The organism is Amycolatopsis iheyensis (genome assembly GCF_024703995.1).
Lineage (GTDB): Bacteria > Actinomycetota > Actinomycetes > Mycobacteriales > Pseudonocardiaceae > Amycolatopsis > Amycolatopsis iheyensis.
Map to the genome: position 1 here is coordinate 98,560 of NZ_JAMXQV010000029.1, position 19,273 is coordinate 117,832.

Below are 19,273 nucleotides of genomic sequence, written 5' to 3' on the forward strand. Positions count from 1 at the left end.
CACCGGCTCGCCACCCGGACGGCTACTCGCCCAGCGCCAGGGCCACCGCGCCGAGCAGCGCCGCGTCCTGGTCGAACCGGGCCGAGACCAGCTCCGGCGGGAACGGCACCGCGTGCGCGAGGCGGTCGGCCAGTGCCGGGAGCAGCACGTCCGCCGACCGGACCAGCCCGCCGCCGACCGCGATGCGCTGTGGGTCCAAGGCGATCGCCAGGTTGGCCACGTGCATCGACAGCTCGTCGAGCGCCGCCGTGACCAGCTCCTTCGCCTCGACGTTCTCCTTGGCCATGGCGAACAGCTCCCCCGCGGTGACCGGACGGCCGAGCAGAGCACTCGCCCGGCCGCCCAGCCCACGCCCACCGACGGCTTCCTCGAGCGGCGCCGCTCCGCTCGCGAAACCCTCGGTGTCCTGCGGCGAGAGCAGGTTGTACCCGATCTCGCCCGCAGCTCCGTTGGCGCCGGTCAGCAACCGGCCGCCGACCAGCACCGCCGCCGCGATGCCGGTGCCCAGCGACAGGAACACCGCCGGGTCGGCGCCGGCCAGCGCGCCCCACCGCCATTCCGCCAGCGCCGCGGCCTTCGCGTCCGTGCCGACCGCGATCGGCACGTCCGGGAACTCCGCGGCCACCAGCTCCGCCAGGTGCAGCTGTTCCCAGCCCGGCACGTTCGGGGCCAGCAGGATCTCCTCCGGCAGCACGATTCCCGGGCTGACGACACCGATGGCGACGGGCGACGCGCCGGCCTCGGCCAGCAGGGACCGGGCCCCGGCCAGCGCCCGCACCACCACCTGCTCGGCCCCCGCCTGCGCGTCGGTGTCCAGCCGGCGCGTGGCCAGCAGGGCGCCGTCGTGGCCGGCGAGCCCCAGCGCCACCTTCGTGCCGCCGAAGTCGATCCCGAGAATTGGTTTGCCGCTCACTCCGCAGCCCCTCCTGTCCCCCGGACCACGATCCGGCCGGTGTTGAACCCGTCGACGCTGATCACCGGCGCCGCGCCGCGCAGGTCGGCCGCCTTGTAGGTGACGGTCAGCGTCTGGGACTGGCCCGGCCACAGCGTGATGTCGTTGTCGTTCCAGGTCGCGTTGGCGAGCTGGTTGTCCCCCGGCCCTTCGCGCCCGTCCGGCGTCCCGCGCCGGACGTCGGCCCGCAGGAAGAACGCCGCTCCCGGTGTCTTCGAGGTGTTGGTCACGGTCACCGTGGTGACCAGGTCACCGCCGTGCGCCCGCGTCGACGCCACCGCGCTGACCTGCGACTTCGGCAGGCTCTGCAGGGCCTGCAGGTTGCTGTACTGCGACAGCGTCGCCTGCGGGTTGCCCAGCGTCTTGCCCCAGTCGACGACGTCCTTCTGCGTCGAGAGCCAGTAGACGTTGCGGTCGACGACCTTCCCGCCCTGCTTCACCTGCAGCTCGACGAAGTAGACCTTCGCGGGAGCCGGCGCCTTGGTCTCGGCCGGCACCTTCGGCTTCAGGACGCCCGTGCGAACGCCCTGCGAACCCAGCGAGATCCCGCCTGCGGTCTGGTCGTCGAGCACCTTGCCCGCGGTGTCGATCACCCGCGCCTGCACCGAAAGCCCGGACTGCGTGCCCGCGCCGAGGTTGTCGAGGGTCACCGAACCGTTGTCGTAGCCGTAGATCGCGTGCAGCGGCTTGTTCGCCTTCTTGGCGCCGAAGAACGCGCCCGCCTGGTCGCCGTCGTCGTTGTAGAGCGACCACAGCAGCGTCGGCCAGCCCTTGTTGAGCTGCCAGTAGACGACGCCGGTCGCCGGGTTGGCCTGGTCCGTCGAATGGTGCAGGAAGGCTTCGAACTGCGAGCGGGTGTTCTCGTAGTTCGCGATGTTCGCGAGGTCCACATAGGACTTCAGCGAGCTCCACTTCCCGTACCGCTGGGTGATCGACTGGTCCAGCGTGTACAGCGTGCCGAACGCGTAGCCGCCGTGGTCCGGCTCGAAGTTGGCGTGGTACTGGTTGTACGCCGGGTCCTGCCACAGCTTCGCCTGCTCGGCCGGCGAGAGGAAGCGCTTGATCGAGTCCAGCGTCGGCACGGTGTGCCCGGCGCTCTGCTCGCTCGCGAAGCCCCAGGAGCCACCCGCGTTGGTCCGCGAGGAGTCGTCGGCGTCGAAGTGCGACGTGTCGTACCAGTAGGCCGGCGGCACCCAGTCGTACGGGCCTTCCTTCTCGCCCGACTGGCCGAGCGTCGGCGTGCTCTTGTACTCCGCCGACGCGATCACCGGCACCTGGAAGTCGGCTTCCTTGAACGCCTTCAGCGTCTCGGACTCCTGGCGCGGCACCGGCTCGTTGTCGCTCCAGCCATAGTTGAAGACGCTCGGATGGCTCCGCTCCATCTGCGCGATCGTGTAGGCCGAGTCGTGCATGATCCGGTAGTCGCGCTCGGTCAGTGTCGAGGCGTCCTCGGGCTGCCAGGCGTCACAGCAGAGGAACCCGCCGATGACGAGCAGCCCGGCGCGGTCGGCCTGGTCGTAGAAGTCCTGCGGCATGTCGTGGCCCTCGAGCCGGACGCCGGACAGGCCCATGTTCTTGATCAGCGCGATCTGGTGCGCGGTGTCGGCGGAGTCGTAGCGCAGGAACAGGTCCGGCGCGAAGCCGCCGCCGCGGAACACGAAGTCCTTGCCGTTGATCGTGAACTGCCGCGCGCCCTCGGGCAGCGGCGCGGACTTGCCGACCAGGCGCGAGGTCACCGTGCGGATGCCGAAGGTGTTCTTCGACGACGTCGAAAGCACGCCGCCCTGCGAGACCGCGGTGCTCAGCGTGTAGAGCGGCTGGTCACCCATCGAGTAGGGCCACCAGACCTGCGGCCGGTTGATCTTGACCGGTGCGAAGGTCACGGTCTGCTTGGTGTTCGCCGGGATCGTCACGCGCTGGTGGATGACGGTCGGCGCCCCCGACGGCGAGGTGATCGTCGCGGCGACGTCGCCGGTCTGCGGCGCGGGCGCGTTGTTGGTGACGTCGACCTTCACCGTCAGCTTCGAGCTGGCCAGGTCGGCCGCGTTGTCCTGCACGACGTGCGCGTTGTCGCCGGTGAGCGCGTCGGACACCTGCAGGGTCGGCGGGAACTGGATGCCGGTGTTGTTGTCCGGCGGGATCTGGCCCCAGTCGACCTGGTCGAGCGTGTACATCTTCGTCGGGTCGTTGGGGTAGACCTTGATCGCCAGGGTGTTCTTGCCCGGCTTGACCAGCTTCGAGACGTCGAACGTGTGCCCGGCGAACGCGCCGCTCACGACGTCCTTGGTGGCGACGAGCTTGCCGTTCACCCAGACGTCGCCCTCACCGACGATGCCGGGAATGGTCAGCTTCGCGTGCTGGCCGGCCTTGATGTCGGGGGTGAAGTCGGCGCGGTACCACCACGGGTCGGAGAACGGCTTCGTGACGACCGGGCCGAGCTTGTCGACGTACCCGAAGCACTTGCGCATGTTGTCGGAGTAGAAGACGTTCGGGCACTTGCCGTTCTGCACCAGCGCGTTGATCTCGGTGCCCGGCGCGCCGGCGTCGTCCGGCTTGACCGGCAGCCAGCCGCGCGTGGCGTACCCGGGCGTGGAGACCTTCTCACCGCCGTCCTTGACGTTCGCGGTGGTCAGGACCTGCCAGCCCTGGGCGCCGATCGTGCTGAAGCCGTGCGGCCGGGCGGTTTGCGCTTCCTGTGCTTCCTGCGCGACGGCGGGCCCGGCGACGCTGAGCACACCGGGGATGAGCAGCAGCGCGGCGGCCGCCACGAGTTTCCGGGTCATGCCTGAGCCCCTTCCGGGTCGGCGGCGAAGGCCTCTTTGATTTCCTTGGGTCCGAACGGCCAGGTGCGCTCGGCCTTGGCGTAGACGAGGTACGCGATCGCGCCGACGGCGATCCAGCCCAGCGACAGCCCGATCGAGAGCCAGGTCGCGGAGACGTAGATGTAGACCCAGCCGACCAGCGCGAGCAGCGTCGGCACCGGGTACAGCCACTGCTTGTAGGGCCGCTTGAGGTGCGGCTGACGGCGGCGCAGCGTCACGATCGCCGCGACCTGCGCCAGCGACTGGATGATGACGAGCGTCGCGACGGCGGCGTTGATGACGTCGGTCAGCGTGAACAGCGAGCCGATGATGGTGATGGCGCCCATGGTGAGCACGCCGGCGGTCGGCAGGTTCAGCTTCGGGTGCAGCTTGCCGAACATCGGCAGGAACACCTTGTCCCGCGCGGCTTCGAACGGCACGCGTGAGCCGCCCAGCAGGCCGGCGAACACCGAGCCGATGGCCGCGACGACGATGAAGACGGTGACGACCTTCGCCGTCGCCGTGCCCCACGCCTGCTCGAGCACGCTGGAGGCGACGGAGGTGGCGTTCTTCAGCTCGTCCAGCGGGATCGAGCCGAGGACGCCGACCTGGAGCAGGAAGTAGAGGCTCATGATGCCGAGGATCGAGAAGAGGATCGACCGCGGGATCGTCCGGCCCGGCTTCTGCACTTCGCCGCCGAGGTAGGCCGTCGTGTTGTAGCCGAGGTAGTCGTAGATCGCGATGATCAGGCCGGCGCCGAGGCCGCCCCAGAACGTGCCCTCACCGGCCGAGCTGAACGCGCCGGGCGTGAACGCGAACGCCTGCGCGCCACTGAAGTGCGAGAACGCCGCGACGATCGTGGTGAGCACCGCGATCAGCATGACCACGAACAGCACGGTCGTGAGCTTGCCGATCTGGCCGATCTTGCGGAACAGCGCGGCCACGATGACGAGCGTGATGCCGACACCGATGATCTTGCCCAGCGGCGTGGTGCCGGCGTCGTCGGTCACGCCGGGGATCAGGTAGCCGAGGTACTGGACGAGGCCGATGATGCCGGTGGACATGATCAGCGGGATGAACAGCACCGCGCTCCAGACGAACAGGAACGGCATCAGCCGCCCGGTGCGGTACTGGAACGCTTCGCGCAGGTACAGGTAGGTGCCGCCGGCGCCCGGCATCGCGGCGCCGAGTTCGGCCCAGATGAGCCCGTCGGCCAGCGCGACGATCGCCCCGATGATCCAGCCGAACATCGCCTGCGGGCCGCCCATGGTGGCGACCATGGCGGGGATCGTGACGAACGGGCCGATACCGCACATCTGGGTCATGTTGATCGCGGTGGCCTGCAGCGGGCCGATCTTGCGTTCAAGGGCCGGTCCGGGCTCCCCTGAACGAGTGGGTGAACTCACGACGTGCCTCCGTCTAGTAGTTAGTAAAGTTTCTTAACATAGAACGAGCGGAGTCGAAAGAGTTCCGTGGATAAACTTGCGGCAACACAGGAGGATTCGTGGGACGAAACGGGCCGCAGGTCGGAACCCCGGCGAGCATGCGGGCGCTGAACCAGCGCCTGGTGCTGGACCGGTTGCGCACGCGAGGTGAGGCGACACGGCCGCAGATCGCCGTCGACACCGGGTTGTCGAAACCCACGGTGGGACAGGCACTCCTCGATCTCGAGCAGCACGGATTGGTCCGAACCACCGGCCGCAGCCTGACCGGACCGGGCCGCGCGGCGGTCGTCTACCAGGCGGCGCCGGACGCGGGACACGTCGTGGGCGTCGACATCGGGCGACGCGTGATCCGGATCGCCGTCGCCGACCTGGAAGGCAGCATCGTCACCCGGCTCGACGAGCCGAACCGGTGCCGCTCCGCGAGCGCTTTGGTGCGCACCGTAAGCGAATCCGTCGAACGCGCGGTGACTTCGGCCGGGCTGGACCCGCACGAAGTCGTCGCGACGGTGGTGGGCACGCCGGGCGTCCCCGACCCGGCGAGCGGGACGGTGCACCGCGCGCCGAACCTGCCGGGCTGGGAGCGGCGCGGGCTGCTGCACGAGCTCGTCGCGACTCTCGCGGCCGGCGGCTCCGACGTCGTGGTGGAGAACGACGCGAACCTGTGCGCGGTCGGCGAGCACGCCCTCGGCGCCGCGCTCGGGGTGGACGTGCTGGTGTGCCTGACGGTCGGCACCGGCATCGGCATGGGCCTGCTGGTCGACGGCCGCCTGTTCCGCGGCGCCCACGGCGCGGCGGGCGAGATCGCCGACCTCCCGTACGGCCCGCTCCCGGACGGCGCGCCGGCCCGGCGCCCGGGCCCGGTCGAGACGGTGGCGGCGGGCCAGGCGGTGCTCGAAGCGGCCCGCTCGCTGGGACTGGCGAAGGCACGCTCGGCGAAGGACGTGTTCCGGCTGGCCCGCGCGGGCGACGCGCTGGCGCTGCGGGTGGTCGAGGACGAAGCCGAGAAGCTCGCGTACGTCGTGTCGGCGGTGACGGCGGTGCTCGACCCGCGCCTGATCGTGCTCGGCGGTGGCATCGGCGGCAACGCGGACCTGCTGGCGGAGCCGATGCGGAAGGCGTTGGCGGCGACGATCCCGGTGGTGCCGGACATCGTGGCGGGCCAGCTGGGCGAGGACGCGGTGCTGGCGGGCGCGATCGCGACGGCGCTGGGCACGGCCCGCGAGCTGGTGTTCGACCGGCGCGGCCTGAGCCGGGCGGCCGGCGCGGCCGGGTAGCGCGGGCGCGAGTCAGTCCGAAGGGCCGCGCAGCGTCAGCACCACCCGCAGCACGTGCTCCACCGCCGTCGGGAAGGCCGCGCCGCGCAGCTCACCGCGCTCCTCCAGGTTGCGCGAGGCGAACTCCAGCACCCGCTCCGGTCCGCCGCGGCGCACGACCAGCGCCGCCAGCTCCTCGAGGTCCAGGTCCGGGTGGTCGAGGCGCGTCAAGGCGAACTCGATGACCAGCTCTTCCGCCGTCATGCCCACCTCCGCCGTCCATCTTAGGCGGCACGGCGACGACGTGATCGTGCTCGGTTTAACACTCTCCCGGCCGCGGATCGAGCGCCGATGCGGTGATGCGGAGCCGGATGGCGGACCACTGCCCGCACACGATCGGCGGGTCGATTGGGCCGTTCGGAGGTGATTTTGCGCGATCGTGTACGGAACGCGAATACCCGGTAACCCGGACGATCCGGTCAGTCATGATGCAGGACCACCCAACGACGGCGATCGGGAGGCGGCGATGGCCCTGCATCGGCAGCAGCGCGTGAGGCGCTCGCGCCACGCCCTCCCCTCCCGCTGGTGGCCGCCGGTCCTCGTCGCCGCGTCCATCGCGGCTGTGATCCCCGGCGACACCGTCGGCGGCCTGCTCGTCGGCACGAGCGTGCTGGTGGCCTTCACCGCCCTCGCCGCGGCTCGGCGCGTCCTCGGCCACGCGGCCGTGCACGTCAACCTGATCCTCGCCGAAGAGCTGGCCGCCGAGCCCACTCAGCGATAGACAACCGGGCGAAAACCACTGTGACCGAGTTCGCTCGCGTTACTGTACCGTCCAGACGGTATAGTAAGAGGCATGACGACGAGCCTGACCACCTCCACCGAGCCGTTGAGCCACCGGCGCCGCTGGGCCGCGCTGGGTGTGCTCGTCGGCGCCGTGCTCCTGCTCGCGGTCGACGGCACCGTGCTCTACCTGGCCGTCCCGTCGCTGACGCGGGAGCTCGCGCCCAGCGCCACCGAGATCCTCTGGATCGGTGACATCTACTCGCTCGCGCTGGCCGGCCTGCTGGTCACCGCGGGCAACCTCGCCGACCGCTTCGGCCGCAAGCGCGTCCTGCTCATCGGCACGGCCGCGTTCGGGCTCGCCTCGGTGCTGGCCGCCTTCTCCCCCACCGCGGGCGTGCTCATCTTCGCGCGGCTGCTGCTGGGCGTCGCCGCGGCGACGATCATGCCTTCGACGCTGTCGATCATCCGCACCCTGTTCGCGGACCCGCGTGAGCGCACCCGCGCCATCGCGATCTGGTCGGCCGGCTCCGGCGGCGGCATCGCGCTCGGCCCGCTCGTCGGCGGTGTCCTGCTCGAGCACTACTGGTGGGGCTCGGTGTTCCTCATCAACGTGCCGATCGTCGTCGGCTTCCTGATCGCCGGCGCGCTGCTGCTGCCGGAGTCCCGCGACCCGCACCCGGGGCGCTTCGACCTCCTGTCGGCCGGCCTGTCGATGGCCGCGATCGTGCCGCTGGTCTACGCCGTCAAGCACGCGGTCGGCTCGGGGATCGACGTGCCGGTCGTCCTCGCGGCCGCGGCCGGGCTGCTCGCCGGGACGGCGTTCATCCGCCGGCAGCGACGCGCGGCGAACCCGCTGATCGACGTGACGCTGTTCCGCCACGGCGCGTTCAGCGGCGCCGTCCTGGCGAACTTCGTCTCGGTCTTCGCGCTGATGGGGCTGCTGTTCTTCTTCTCCCAGTACTTGCAGCTCGTCCGCGGGTTCGGTCCGCTGGAAGCCGGGCTGGCGGAGATGCCGGCCACCCTGGCCTCGATCGTGGTCGTCGCCGCGGTCGGCGTGGTCGTCACGCGGCTCGGCCGGGGCCGCGCCGTCGCCGCCGGCCTCGGGGTGACCGCGCTGGGGCTGCTGATGGTCGCGCTCGCCGAACGCGCGTCGCACTACGGCTGGCTGGGCCTGGCCCTGCTGCCCGTCGGCCTCGGCGTCGGGCTCGCGCTGACGCTGACCGTCGACTCGGTGCTCTCGGCGGTGCCGCGGGACAAGGCCGGCTCGGCGTCGGCGATCTCCGAAACCGCCTACGAGCTCGGCGCGGCGCTCGGCATCGCGATCCTCGGGTCGCTGGTCACGCTGGTGTACCGGGCGTTCCTGCCCGCGGACGTCCCCGGCGAGGTGCGGGACTCCCTCGCCGGCGCGGCGGCGGTCCTCGACCCGGGCTCGGGCCTGGCGCAGACCGCCCGCGAGGCGTTCACCGGCGCCATGCAGGTGACGTCGGTCGCGGCGGCGGCCGTCACCGCCGTCGCCGCGGTGATCGCCTGGCGTACGATTCCGTCCGGAAAGGACTGACGATGCCTCGCAAAGCCGGTCGTGGCCCGGAAGAAACGCGCCGGGCCCTGCTCGACGCCGCCGGACAGGTCGTCCGCACCCGCGGGATCTCGGCGTCGCTCGACGACATCGCCAAGGCGGCCGGGGTGTCGAAAGGCGGTCTGCTGTACCACTTCCCGGCCAAGGACGCGCTGGTGCGCACGCTCGCCCAGGACATCCTCGACCGCTTCCGCGCGGACGTCCTGGCGGCGCTCGACCCGGCCGACACCGCGCCGGGCCGGCTGACCCGCGCGTACGTCCGGGCGTCGCTCGACACCTCCCAGGACGAGGTCGCCGTCCGCGAGGCGATCGCGCTGATCGCCCAGCTGATCGCCATCCCCGAGATCGCGGCGATCGCCCGCGCGGACGCCGAACGCTGGGACACCGACCTGCGCGACGACGGCCTCCCGGACCACGTGGTCACCCTCGTCGTCGCCGCGGCCGACGGCGCCAGCATGGCCCCGGTGTGGGGCGTCGGCATCGACGTGAAGGCGGCGAAACAGCTGGAGCGGCAGTTACTGGACATGACGCGGGACTTGTCAACCCGTAGATAGTGTTGGTAAATCACCATTGCCACGGCCCTACGGAAGTCGGCTCCGGGGCAGGCGAACAGCCGGTAAATTCTCGACAGCGCGCGCAATTCCGGCAAATCCCCGTCCCCACGAGGAGTCTTCCGATGTCGAGGAAGTTCGCCCTGGCCGGCGCAGTTGCGCTGGCCCTCACCGTGACGCCGCTCGCCGCGGGCACCGCGTCGGCCGCCACGCAGCAGGAAGCGGCCGTCACGACGGTGTACTACAGCACCGCCAGCGCGCCGTCGTTCCGCTCGGTCATCAACGCCGGTGCCGCCAACTGGAACCGCAGCGTGACCAACGTCAGACTGGTCGAGCGCAACTCCGGCGCCAGCCTGCGCTACACCGAAGGCAACGACCCGCGCGGGTCCTACGCCTCGACCAACGGGCACGGCAGCGGCACCATCTTCATCGACTACACCCAGGCCCGCCAGTACAACCCGACCCGCATCGCGGCGCACGAGACCGGCCACGCCCTCGGGCTGCCGGACCACTACTCGGGCCCGTGCTCGGAACTGATGTCGGGCGGCGGCCCCGGCCCGTCGTGCACCAACGCGGTGCCGAACGCGGCCGAGCGCAGCCGGGTGAACTCGCTGTGGGCCAACGGCCTCGTGGCGAACCAGCAGCGAGCCGTCGAAACGATCTACGGCTTCTGACCCCACCGAGTGTGGCCCGGACCGCGGTCCGGGCCACACTCGTGTGCTCAGTCGCGGGCGGGTTCCTCGGCGGCGACGTCTTCGGCGATCCGCCAGCCACCCCGGCGGCGCAGCACCAGCACGTAGTAGACCGTCGCCAGGACCACGATGCCCGCCGTGACGATCAGGCTCGGGCGGCCCACCAGCGGGTCCAGCACGTTCTGGTACACCACGAACACCAGCACCGCCAGGGCCAGCACCGGTGCGACGGGGAACCACGGCATCCGGTACCGCGCGTGGGCCGTCGCGCCCGTGCGGCGGCCGTTGATCGCGCCGAGGCACAGGGCCGCGTACACCGCCACGATCGACGTGCTCGTCACCACCAGCAGCACCTGCGGGTCGACGTAGCACAGCAGCGCCGCCACCACGCCGGTGCCGACCGTGGCCACCCACGGCGTGCCGAAGCGCGGGTGCACCGCCGCCAGCGCGCGGTTGACCGCGCCCGGCCACGCGCGGTCGCGGCCGCTGCTGAACACCAGCCGGGAGCTGATCAGCACGATCGCCAGCACCGCGTTCATGATCGCGAGCGCCACCGCCAGGCTGATCACCGTGTCGAGCGTGCTGCCGCCGCGGGCGGAGATGAACGCGGACAGCATGTTCTCCGCGCCGAACAGCTGACCGAGATCGGGCGCGCCCAGCAGCACCGCCGTCACCGGGACGAGCTCGGCGACCACCGTGATGGCGAGCGCCAGCAGGATCGCGCGGGCGATGCCGCGGGGCGCGTCGTGCGTCTCCTCGCCGAAGTACACCGCCGAGCCGTAGCCGTTGTAGGCGAACATCGCGACGGCCATCGCGATCGCGATGGCGCCGACCGTGGCGGGCCCGCCGTCGGCCGCCACCGGGTGGGCCACCAGGTCGGTGAACGGGCGCGCCGGGTGCAGCAGGCCGAGCGCGCTGACCACGACCAGCGCGAGGATCTCGATCGCCAGGAAGATCCCGGTCACCCAGGCGTTCAGCTTGATGTCGAACACCCCGACCACGGCCGCCAGCACGCACGTCGCGGCGGCGACCGTCGGCCCGGGCAGGCCCGGCCACAGCACCCCCAGGTACGTCCCGACGCCGAGCGCGATCACCGCGACGATCAGCACCTGCGTGATGATCATCAGGCCCAGCACGGCGAACCCGGGCAGCCGGCCGAGCGTGCGCGTGACGATCGCGTACTCGCCGCCCGCCAGTGGGAACGCCGACGCGAGCTCCGCGTAGACGAACGCCATGAACACGCCGACGACGGCCGCCGCCGCGAAGCTCAGGAACGCGCCCGTCCCGGCGCCGGTGAGCACCCCCGGCGCGATGATGAACACCGACGACGCGGGACTGATCGCCGAGAGCGTGATGAGCAGGGTGCCGAGGGTGCGCAGTCCGCGGCGCAGCGCAGGAGTGGTCACGACCGGGCCTCCAGTTCTCTGAAGCTCCTTCGAAAAACCGAGTGACCACGGATCAAAGGCGCTCTCAGCCGACAAGTCAAGCCCTTGCTTTTTTCGATGATCGTTCGAAGAATGAGCCGCATGGCACGACCGAGCAGGGCACCCGAGCGCCGGGCCGAGCTGATCGCGGTGGCACGGCGCGCCGTCGTCGAGCGCGGCGTCCTCAACCTGCGGCTGCGGGACATCGCCGACGGCGCGGGTCTGTCGTCGGGCTCGGTGCTCTACTACTTCCCCACCCTCGCCGACCTGCTGCAGGAGGTGCAGCACGAAGCCGTCGAACGGTTCTGCACCCACCGCGAGCAGGCCGCCCGCGGCGGCACCCCGCGCGAGCGGCTCCTCGCGACCATCCGCAGCGGCCTGCCCACCGGCCCGGACGACGAACTGTGCGTCCTGCTCTACGAACTCGGCACGATCGCCCGCCGCGACCCGGTGTACGCCGCCCGCCACATCGCGCTCTACGAGCGCCAGGTCGGCATCTACACCGGGATCCTCGAAGCCGGCGCGGCGACCGGCGAGTTCACCCTGACCGCCGACGCCGTGGCGATCGCGCGGAACCTCGTCGCGCTCGAAGACGGCTACGGCCTGCACCTCACCCAGGCCGTGCCGACGCTCCAGCGGGAAACCGCCGAAGCGATGCTCCTGTCCTACGCCCGCACCGCCTGCACCCTGGAGGAACCGTCATGACCCGCGCCCGCGACCTGGGCATCGCGCTGCCCGGCCGGCCCGGCACGCACAACACGCTCACCGACGTCGCCGGGGTCGAAGTCGGCTACACGACGCTCATCGAAGGCGAGTCGGTGCGCACCGGTGTCACCGCGGTCCTCCCCCGTGGGCGCGAAGGCTTCGCCGTGCCGTGCGCGGCGGGGACGTTCTCCCTCAACGGCAACGGCGAGATGACCGGCTCGGCGTGGCTCGCCGAAACCGGGTCGCTGACGCTGCCGGTGCTGATCACCAACACCCACGCCGTCGGCGCGTGCCACCGCGGCGTGATCGACTGGGTGGTGCGCGAGCGCCCGGACGTCGCGGCCGAGTGGCTGCTGCCGGTGGTCGCCGAGACCTGGGACGGCTACCTCAACGACATCAACGCCCCGACGATCCACAGTGGACACGCGGCGGCGGCGATCGACGCCGCCCGCGGCGGCGCGGTCGAGGAGGGTTCGGTCGGCGGCGGCACCGGGATGACCTGCTACGGCTTCAAGGGCGGCACCGGCACGGCGTCCCGGGTCGTCCCCCACGGCGCGGACGAGTACACGGTGGGCGCGCTGGTGCAGGCGAACTTCGGCAGCCGCCGGGAGCTGACGGTCGCCGGCTCGCCGGCCGGGCTGTCGCTGGCGGCGGACAACCCGATGGAGGAGTGGGCGGCCGCGCCGGCCGGCGCGGGCTCGGTGATCGTCGTGGTCGGGACGGACGCGCCGCTGCTGCCGGGCCAGTGCACGGCGCTCGCCCGGCGCGTCCCGCTGGGCCTGGCCCGGACCGGGACGACGGGCTCGCACTTCTCCGGCGACCTGTTCCTCGCGTTCAGCACCGCGAACCCGGGCGCGCTGACGAGCACGTTCCCCCGCACGGCGGAGGCGGAGTACGAAAACCTGCGGTTCGTGCCGTGGGGCCGGCTCGACCCGTTCTTCGAGGCCGTGGTCCAGGTCGTCGAAGAGGCGGTGCTCAACGCCCTCGTCGCCGGTCGCGAGATGACCGGCCACCGCGGCCACCGCGCGCCCGCCCTGCCGAGGGAGCACTGGCTCGGCCGTCCCTGACCGGGACGAAATCGGTGATCATCCCGATGGCGGGGCGCCGGTGCGGCAATACGGTCAAACGATGCGAAACGTACTCGTCGCCGGGGTCACCGGCGTCCTCCTCACGTCCTCGGCCGTGGCCGCCACCGCCGCTGCACCCCGGCTCGCCCTGCCCGCCCCGACCGGTCCGTACGCCGTCGGCCGCGTCGACCTGCACCTGGTCGACCACGGCCGCCCGGACCCGTGGGTCGCGGGCACGACCCGCGAGCTGATGGTGACGGTCCGGTACCCGGCCCGCCCGGGTGGCGGCCCCGCCGCGCCGTACTTGCAGCCCGGCGCCGCGAAGGTCGTCGCCGAAGAAGATGCCGGCGTGCTCGGCATCCCCGCCGACCGGCTCGACTACACCTTCCCGACGCACTCCCGCACCGGCGCGCCCGCGGCCGGGGGACGGCGGCCGGTCGTGCTCTACTCGCCCAGCGCCAAGTACCCGCGCTCGGTCGGCACCGCGCAGCTGGAGCAGCTCTCCAGCGAGGGCTACGTGACGGTGGCCATCGACCACACCCACGAGCCGGCCGCGGTGGAGTTCCCCGGCGGCCGCGTCGAACGGCGGGTACTGCCGCCGGGGACCGACGGGAAGCTGCTGATCGCCACCCGGGTGGCCGACACCCGGTTCGTCCTCGACGAGCTGGAAACCCGGCCGCTGCCGGCCGGGCTGTCCCTCGACCTGACCCGGGTCGGCATGTTCGGCCACTCCGGCGGCGGGTTCACCACCGGCGAGACGATGCTGACCGACCGGCGCGTCGACGCCGGCGCCGACCTCGACGGCAGCATGGCCTACAGCCAGTCCACCCGCGACTATGGCCGCGTCGCGAACGAAGGCCTCGACCGGCCGTTCCTGCTGCTGAGCGCGGGCGACCACAGCGCGGCGTCCGACGGTTCGTGGCAGGAGTTCCTGCGCCACCAGCGTGGCCCGGTCCGCGAGTTCCGCCTCCCGGACGGCGAGCACTTCAGCTACACCGACTACCAGGCGCTCCTCCCCCGCCTCGGCCTCGACCCGGCGGCGCTCGCGCCGCTCATCGGCACCGTGGCCGCCCGCCACAGCGTCGCCGCGCAACGCGCGCAGCTCAGCGAGTTCTTCGGCCGGTACCTGCGAAGGTAGTCGGTCAGCGCGGCAAGCGGTCGAGGTAGGCCCGCAGCATCGCCTTGAGCTGGTCGAGCAGTCCCGCCGCACCGTCGGGTTCCGCCCGGAACGCCTCCTGGATCACCGCGTCGGCGGCGAGGAACGCGGTGCGGCAGGCGACGTCGGCCGCGTCGTCGTCACGCAGGAGCCGTTGCGCCACCAGGATCCGGCGCACGCCGGTGGCCATCACGCGCTTGTGCGCGAGGTCGGCTTGGCGCGTCCCCTCGGTCAGACCCCGGCCGAACCACAGGGCACGGAACCCGGGTTCGGCACGGTAGAGGCCGGCGAAGGCGTCGACGAGCAGGCCGACGGGGTCGTCCCAGGTCTCGGCCGCCGCCCGCTCGGCGAAGGTGTCCATCAGCGCTTCCAGCCGGGCGAGGTAGCCCTCGGCCAGCGCCTCGGTGATCGCGTCGCGGTCGGGCAGGTACTGGTACAGCGTCCCCACGGAGATCCCGGCCTCGGCGGCGACCCGGGTGGTGGTCAGCGCCTCGACGCCCTCCGCCGCGAGCAGCCGGTCGGCGGCCGCCAGGACCTGGGCGAGCTTCTGCCGGGACCGCGCTTGCCGCGGCACGCGCCGCAGTCGCTGGGGGTCCGGCATGCGTCTCCAAACCTGAACGTGACTTTGATTCGGATTTATCCTAGCCTCGGCCCATGACGGAGGCGAGTGCGGTTCTCGACGAGGCGCGGCGGGCGGTGGCCCGGGCCTGTCACGGCCTCGCGGGCGAGGGCCTGCTGATCGGCACGGCGGGCAACGTGAGCGTCCGGGTGGGCGAGCACGTGGCGGTGACCGCGACGGGCATCGTGTTGGGCCGGGCGACCCCGGCGGAGGTGACGGTGGTCGACCTGGCCGGCGAAGTCGTCGCCGGCGACCTCGCGCCGACGTCGGAGCTCGAGCTGCACCTGGGGATCTACCGGCGCTACGACGCCGGCGCGGCGGTGCACACCCATTCCCCGCAGGCGACGGCGGTGTCCCTGGTGCTGGACGAGCTGCCGTGCGTGCACTACCAGCAGCTCGCGCTGGGCGGCTCGGTCCGGGTGGCGCCGTTCGCGGTGTTCGGCTCGGCGGAGCTGGCCGCGGCGACGTTGACGGCCCTGGACGGCCGGACGGCGGCACTGCTGGCCAACCACGGCGCGATCGCCCACGGCCCGACGCTGGAGGCGGCGATGGACAACGCGCTGCTGCTGGAGTGGGCGTGCGGCCTGTACACGCGCGCGACGGCCCTGGGCGCACCACGGGTGCTGGACCAGGCGCAACAGGACGCGGTACTGGCGGCGGCGGTCCGAACGGGCTACGGCCACCCACGGCGCGTCGAGGAGGACCGGTGACGCAGACGGTCATCACGCTGGGGGCGCACGTGTTCGACGTCCAGGTCCGGCCGGTGGAGGCGATTCCCGAGGGCCAGGGCGCGGCCCTGGTGGAGCAGATCCGCTTCGGCCCGGCGGGAACGGCGGCGGGCACGGCGATCACCCTGGCCAAGCTGGGCGCGACGGTCCGCTCGGCGGGCGCGGTGGGCACCGACCCGATCGGCGACCTGCTGCTGTCGATGCTCGCTGCGCACGGTATTGACACGTCACTGGTACTGCGGCGCCCCGGGGTTCAGACGTCGGCCTCGGTGCTCCCGATCCGCCCCGACGGCAGCCGTCCGGCTTTCCACGTGCCCGGCGCGAACCTGACGTACTCGCCTGCGGACGCGCCGGTGTCGGAGATCGCCCGGGCGACCCATGTGCACTTGGGCGGCCCGGAGCTGATGGGCGGTTCCCAGGCGGCGACGATCCTGGCCCCGGCGCGGGCGGCGGGCGTCGTGACGTCGGCTGATTTGCTCGCGCCCGGCGATCCCGGCGTGCTGGCTTGGCTTGATCCGGCACTGCCCTATTTGGATTATCTGCTGCCCAATGAGGAGCAGGTGATGGGGTTGACCAGCGCACCGACGCTCGAGGAGGGCGTCCGGGCGTTGTTCGAGCGTGGGGTCGGGTGTGTGGCTGTCACGCGGGGTGCGCGTGGGGCTTTGGTGATGACGCCTTCGGAGAGTTTTTGCGTTCCGGCGTTCGCGGTTTCGGTGGTGGACACGACTGGTTGTGGTGACGCGTTTTCGGCCGGGTTCTTGCGGGGTGTCGGGTTGGGACGGTCGTTGCGGGACTCGGCGGTGCTGGGGTGTGCTGCGGCCGGGTTGGTCGCGCAGGGGTTGGGTAGTGATCACGGGGAGTTCGATCTTGGTGCAGTGGACGCTTTTGCCGCGGGGGCGGCGGTTGTCGAGGTGAGTTGATCAGTCGGCTGCCGGGTCGAGTCCGAGTGCCTTGCGGTCGGCCGCGAGGCTGCGGGCCGAATCGATAGTGATGGGATGTTCGTCGCCCAGAACACGCTTGAGACAAGCGAGTGCGTCCTTCTCGAGGTCGTGAGCACGCTGAACCTCGCCGAGGTTCCGCAAATCATGGGCGACGCTGCGAGCGGAATCGAGCGTGCTCGGGTGGTCATCCCCCAACACCCGCTTGCGCCGGGCAAGCGTGTCCAGGTCCAGGTCATGGGCCCGGCGGTACTCGCCCATCCCGACGAGGTCGATGGCGAAGTTGCTCGCGGACTCCAGGGTGTCCGGGTGATCGTCACCCAGCACCCGCTTGCGCCGGGCGAACGTGTCCTGGTCGAGTTTGTAGGCCTGCTCCTCCTCGCCCAGTGCGGTGAGGTCGACCGCGAGATTGCTGGCGGAGCTGAGCGTGTCCGGGTGATCGTCACCCAGCAACCGCTTGCGCCGGGCGAGAGTGTCCAGGTCCAGGTCGTAGGCTCGGCGCCACTCCCCCAGCGCTCTGAGGTCGCCGGCGAAGTTGTTGGCCGAGTCGAGGGTGTACGGGTCGTCCTCCCCCAGCACCCGCTTGCGCCGCGCGAGCGTGTCCAGGTCCAAGTCGAAGGCCCGCTTGTACTGCCCCAAATCGGAGAGGACGACGGCCAGGTTATTGGCGGAGCTGAGGACATTCGGGTCGTCGTCCTCGACCACCGTCTCCCGGTACATGGTGTAGCTTCGCTCGAACAGTGGCAGCGCACCTCTGAGGTCGCCACGGCTCTGCAAGTAGGTGGCTGCGCGATCGAGCAGGTCCGCGACGACTCGGGTAACGGGTGCCACCTCGCGCGACCCGTCTGTCACGGCGAGGAGATGGGGCAGCAGGGGCCGCCAGAGCGGCCACACAACGGGGTTGTACCAGGGGCTGTCGGGAAGTCCGGCTTCGAGAACGCGGACCGCGACCACCGGCCAGCGACTGTCCCTCAAGGGTGAGTCCTGTTCGGTGCGGCCACGCAGCAACGCGGCCGGAACGCGGTGGAGCTGGATCGTCGTGGCCGTGATGTCCGCCAAGCCGCGTTCGCGCAGCGCCGTCGTGGCTTCGGCGAAGGCGAGCGGATCGCGGACGATCACCGCGAGGCTTTCGGGCAGCTGGGTCAGCAGGGTCAGAGGTACCGGCTCCGGGGCGAGCCACGCGACCAACGTCAGCACCAACAGGGCATTCGGATGGTTCCGGGCGAGATCTTCGAAGGACAGGGCCCACGCCGCCGCCACCGACGTCGGGAACTTGTTGGCCAAGACGTCCGCCGCGCGCTCGGCCAGCAGTTCCAGGTAGACATCCGCGGTCCAGCCGGTGACGGACAGCAGCCGTGCGGCCTGCTCCACCGCGAGCGGGAGGTCACCGAGAGCGTCCGCGATCCGGTCCGCGTCCGAGTCGGACAAGGACGGCACCCGCGACTGCAGCACCTCCACCGACTCCACGCGCGTGAACTCCCGCACCGGCAACGCCGCGGCGACACCAGCCCAGTCCGGGTTCCGGGACGTGATGATCACGTGCCCGTCCCCACCCGGCAAGAACGGTTGCAAAGTCGACGAATCCTCGGCGTTGTCGAAGATCAGCAACCACCGGTCGCGCGACCGAAGTGTGCCCTGCAGCCGAGCCAAGGCGATCTCCACCGAATCCTGATCCGTGGCCAGATCCAGCGCGCGAGCAAGGTCGGCCAAGCGGCCACCGATGAGGTCGGGGTCCTCCGAGGGAACCCACCAAGCGACGTCGTATTCGTCCTCGTAGCGGTGGGAATACTCGAGCGCGGTCGTGGTCTTGCCGACGCCTCCCATGCCTTGTACGGTCGCCGGCTGGCCGGCGCAAAGAGCAGAGCGCAGCCCCGCCAGCAGCTCCTCCCGCCCGGTGAACTGCACCGTCCGCGCCGGAACACCCCAGATCCGCCCCACCGGCATCGACGCCTGCCGCGACCGCGGCAGCTCCACCAACGCCTGCAACAACAGCGTCTCCAGCTGATCAGGAGAATGCACCACAGAAGTGGTGATCCCGCTCTCCTGCAGCCGCTGGCGAAAAGCCTCCTGGCGCGCCCCGTTCTGCAGATCGCGGAACAACGCCGGCGGCCCCAAGGTCTCGTCACCCAGGATGAACACCAGTCTGGGCAGTCCGTTGTCCGTTGCCGTCTGGAACTCCTGCTCCGTGTACGACACCTCGTGGATCACGCTTCCGTAGTGGAAGCCCGCGATCAGCACGTACACGTCGGCGTCCGCCAGTTTCTCCCGGTCCACCTGCTCCGGCGGGATGTCCCGGGCCGTGAAGTACGCCATGTCCGCCACCGCGTCGCCCGCGCGGGCCACCGCCGACTCCGCCGCCGCCACGAACGACCGTGGCTCCGGGAGCTCGCGCAGCTCGCTCGTGTGGCTCAGGAACACCCGCCGCGCCGTCGGCTCCCTGGCCGGCCACAGCTCCCGGGAGGCGACGTGGATGTGCATCGTGTTGCCGTCGCCGATCTGGACGCCGGTGCTGCCCGATACGGAGGTCACCCCGAACAGTCTCCCGGAGACCAGCCCGCGTTACACCGGTGCAGTATTCATGCA

Annotated in this window: 17 protein-coding genes; 10 read left to right on the forward strand and 7 right to left on the reverse strand. The window is 71.3% G+C overall.

Translation table 11 applies throughout. The features are described 5' to 3' along the window. Positions 1–22 precede the first annotated feature (22 nt). The 3 genes from M8542_RS40095 to M8542_RS40105 are packed head-to-tail and all read right to left on the reverse strand — an operon-like array spanning position 23 to position 5,159. Complete coding sequence (locus M8542_RS40095; protein ID WP_257925603.1) at positions 23–913, reverse strand: ROK family protein; 891 nt, start codon at positions 911–913, stop codon at positions 23–25. Continuing rightward, the gene (locus M8542_RS40100; RefSeq protein WP_257925604.1) at positions 910–3,735 is read right to left on the reverse strand and encodes a glycosyl hydrolase 2 galactose-binding domain-containing protein; all 2,826 of its coding nucleotides are present in this window, start codon (positions 3,733–3,735) and stop codon (positions 910–912) included. The genes M8542_RS40095 and M8542_RS40100 overlap by 4 nt, the downstream gene beginning before the upstream one ends. Further along, entirely contained in the window at positions 3,732–5,159 is a 1,428-nt protein-coding gene (locus tag M8542_RS40105) for an APC family permease (RefSeq protein WP_257925605.1), read from the reverse strand. The genes M8542_RS40100 and M8542_RS40105 overlap by 4 nt, the downstream gene beginning before the upstream one ends. A gap of 137 nt (positions 5,160–5,296) precedes the next feature. Here M8542_RS40105 and M8542_RS40110 point away from each other — a divergent pair, with 137 nt between their 5' ends. Next, positions 5,297–6,472, forward strand: coding sequence for an ROK family transcriptional regulator (locus M8542_RS40110; RefSeq protein ID WP_257925647.1), 1,176 nt, complete (start codon positions 5,297–5,299; stop codon positions 6,470–6,472). Positions 6,473–6,484: 12 nt separating this feature from the next. On the opposite strand, the gene M8542_RS40115 is transcribed toward M8542_RS40110, so the two are convergent. Next, on the reverse strand, positions 6,485–6,715 hold the full coding sequence (locus M8542_RS40115; protein WP_257925606.1) for a hypothetical protein: 231 nt from the start codon (positions 6,713–6,715) through the stop codon (positions 6,485–6,487). Positions 6,716–6,977: 262 nt separating this feature from the next. Between M8542_RS40115 and M8542_RS40120 the strand changes: the two genes are divergently transcribed. The 4 genes from M8542_RS40120 (at position 6,978) to M8542_RS40135 (ending at position 10,035) form a co-directional block, all read left to right on the forward strand. Then, entirely contained in the window at positions 6,978–7,232 is a 255-nt protein-coding gene (locus M8542_RS40120) for a hypothetical protein (RefSeq protein ID WP_257925607.1), read from the forward strand. 72 nt (positions 7,233–7,304) lie between these two features. Continuing rightward, positions 7,305–8,792, forward strand: coding sequence for an MFS transporter (locus M8542_RS40125; RefSeq protein WP_257925608.1), 1,488 nt, complete (start codon positions 7,305–7,307; stop codon positions 8,790–8,792). A 2-nt stretch (positions 8,793–8,794) separates the two neighbouring features. Continuing rightward, positions 8,795–9,364, forward strand: a complete 570-nt coding sequence (locus tag M8542_RS40130) for a TetR/AcrR family transcriptional regulator (RefSeq protein WP_257925609.1) — start codon at positions 8,795–8,797, stop codon at positions 9,362–9,364. A gap of 122 nt (positions 9,365–9,486) precedes the next feature. Further along, positions 9,487–10,035 carry a snapalysin family zinc-dependent metalloprotease gene (locus M8542_RS40135; RefSeq protein WP_257925610.1) on the forward strand — a complete coding sequence of 183 codons (549 nt, stop codon included), beginning with the start codon at positions 9,487–9,489 and terminating at the stop codon, positions 10,033–10,035. Between the two features lie 47 nt (positions 10,036–10,082). Here the strand turns inward: M8542_RS40135 and M8542_RS40140 are convergent, their stop codons facing one another. Further along, complete coding sequence (locus tag M8542_RS40140) at positions 10,083–11,459, reverse strand: APC family permease (RefSeq protein ID WP_257925611.1); 1,377 nt, start codon at positions 11,457–11,459, stop codon at positions 10,083–10,085. 120 nt (positions 11,460–11,579) lie between these two features. Here M8542_RS40140 and M8542_RS40145 point away from each other — a divergent pair, with 120 nt between their 5' ends. The 3 genes from M8542_RS40145 to M8542_RS40155 all read left to right on the forward strand — a co-directional run bounded on the left by M8542_RS40145 (position 11,580) and on the right by M8542_RS40155 (position 14,387). Beyond that, complete coding sequence (locus tag M8542_RS40145; RefSeq protein ID WP_257925612.1) at positions 11,580–12,182, forward strand: TetR/AcrR family transcriptional regulator; 603 nt, start codon at positions 11,580–11,582, stop codon at positions 12,180–12,182. Then, positions 12,179–13,249, forward strand: a complete 1,071-nt coding sequence (locus tag M8542_RS40150) for a DmpA family aminopeptidase (protein WP_257925613.1) — start codon at positions 12,179–12,181, stop codon at positions 13,247–13,249. Before M8542_RS40145 ends, M8542_RS40150 begins: the two co-directional genes overlap by 4 nt. 61 nt (positions 13,250–13,310) lie before the next feature. Beyond that, the gene (locus M8542_RS40155; protein WP_257925614.1) at positions 13,311–14,387 is read left to right on the forward strand and encodes an alpha/beta hydrolase; all 1,077 of its coding nucleotides are present in this window, start codon (positions 13,311–13,313) and stop codon (positions 14,385–14,387) included. Between the two features lie 4 nt (positions 14,388–14,391). Here M8542_RS40155 and M8542_RS40160 read toward each other — a convergent pair whose 3' ends face one another. Beyond that, a complete protein-coding gene (locus M8542_RS40160) occupies positions 14,392–15,006 on the reverse strand; it encodes a TetR family transcriptional regulator (protein WP_257925615.1) in 615 nt (204 codons plus the stop codon). A 53-nt stretch (positions 15,007–15,059) separates the two neighbouring features. Here M8542_RS40160 and M8542_RS40165 point away from each other — a divergent pair, with 53 nt between their 5' ends. Together M8542_RS40165 and M8542_RS40170 are read left to right on the forward strand one after the other, a co-directional pair. Further along, complete coding sequence (locus tag M8542_RS40165; RefSeq protein ID WP_257925616.1) at positions 15,060–15,734, forward strand: class II aldolase/adducin family protein; 675 nt, start codon at positions 15,060–15,062, stop codon at positions 15,732–15,734. Then, the gene (locus M8542_RS40170; RefSeq protein WP_257925617.1) at positions 15,731–16,672 is read left to right on the forward strand and encodes a carbohydrate kinase family protein; all 942 of its coding nucleotides are present in this window, start codon (positions 15,731–15,733) and stop codon (positions 16,670–16,672) included. The genes M8542_RS40165 and M8542_RS40170 overlap by 4 nt, the downstream gene beginning before the upstream one ends. Here M8542_RS40170 and fxsT read toward each other — a convergent pair whose 3' ends face one another. Further along, a complete protein-coding gene (gene fxsT / locus M8542_RS40175; protein WP_257925618.1) occupies positions 16,673–19,219 on the reverse strand; it encodes an FxSxx-COOH system tetratricopeptide repeat protein in 2,547 nt (848 codons plus the stop codon). Positions 19,220–19,273: the final 54 nt, after the last annotated feature.

Coding starts and splice junctions, on each gene's coding strand:
- M8542_RS40100 (WP_257925604.1), bottom strand. CDS start 3,735: ATGACCCGGAAACTCGTGGCGGCCGCCGCGCTGCTGCTCATCCCCGGT.
- M8542_RS40135 (WP_257925610.1), top strand. CDS start 9,487: ATGTCGAGGAAGTTCGCCCTGGCCGGCGCAGTTGCGCTGGCCCTCACC.
- M8542_RS40165 (WP_257925616.1), top strand. CDS start 15,060: ATGACGGAGGCGAGTGCGGTTCTCGACGAGGCGCGGCGGGCGGTGGCC.
- M8542_RS40145 (WP_257925612.1), top strand. CDS start 11,580: ATGGCACGACCGAGCAGGGCACCCGAGCGCCGGGCCGAGCTGATCGCG.
- M8542_RS40125 (WP_257925608.1), top strand. CDS start 7,305: ATGACGACGAGCCTGACCACCTCCACCGAGCCGTTGAGCCACCGGCGC.
- M8542_RS40115 (WP_257925606.1), bottom strand. CDS start 6,715: ATGACGGCGGAAGAGCTGGTCATCGAGTTCGCCTTGACGCGCCTCGAC.
- M8542_RS40160 (WP_257925615.1), bottom strand. CDS start 15,006: ATGCCGGACCCCCAGCGACTGCGGCGCGTGCCGCGGCAAGCGCGGTCC.
- M8542_RS40130 (WP_257925609.1), top strand. CDS start 8,795: ATGCCTCGCAAAGCCGGTCGTGGCCCGGAAGAAACGCGCCGGGCCCTG.
- M8542_RS40150 (WP_257925613.1), top strand. CDS start 12,179: ATGACCCGCGCCCGCGACCTGGGCATCGCGCTGCCCGGCCGGCCCGGC.
- M8542_RS40155 (WP_257925614.1), top strand. CDS start 13,311: ATGCGAAACGTACTCGTCGCCGGGGTCACCGGCGTCCTCCTCACGTCC.
- M8542_RS40110 (WP_257925647.1), top strand. CDS start 5,297: ATGCGGGCGCTGAACCAGCGCCTGGTGCTGGACCGGTTGCGCACGCGA.
- M8542_RS40120 (WP_257925607.1), top strand. CDS start 6,978: ATGGCCCTGCATCGGCAGCAGCGCGTGAGGCGCTCGCGCCACGCCCTC.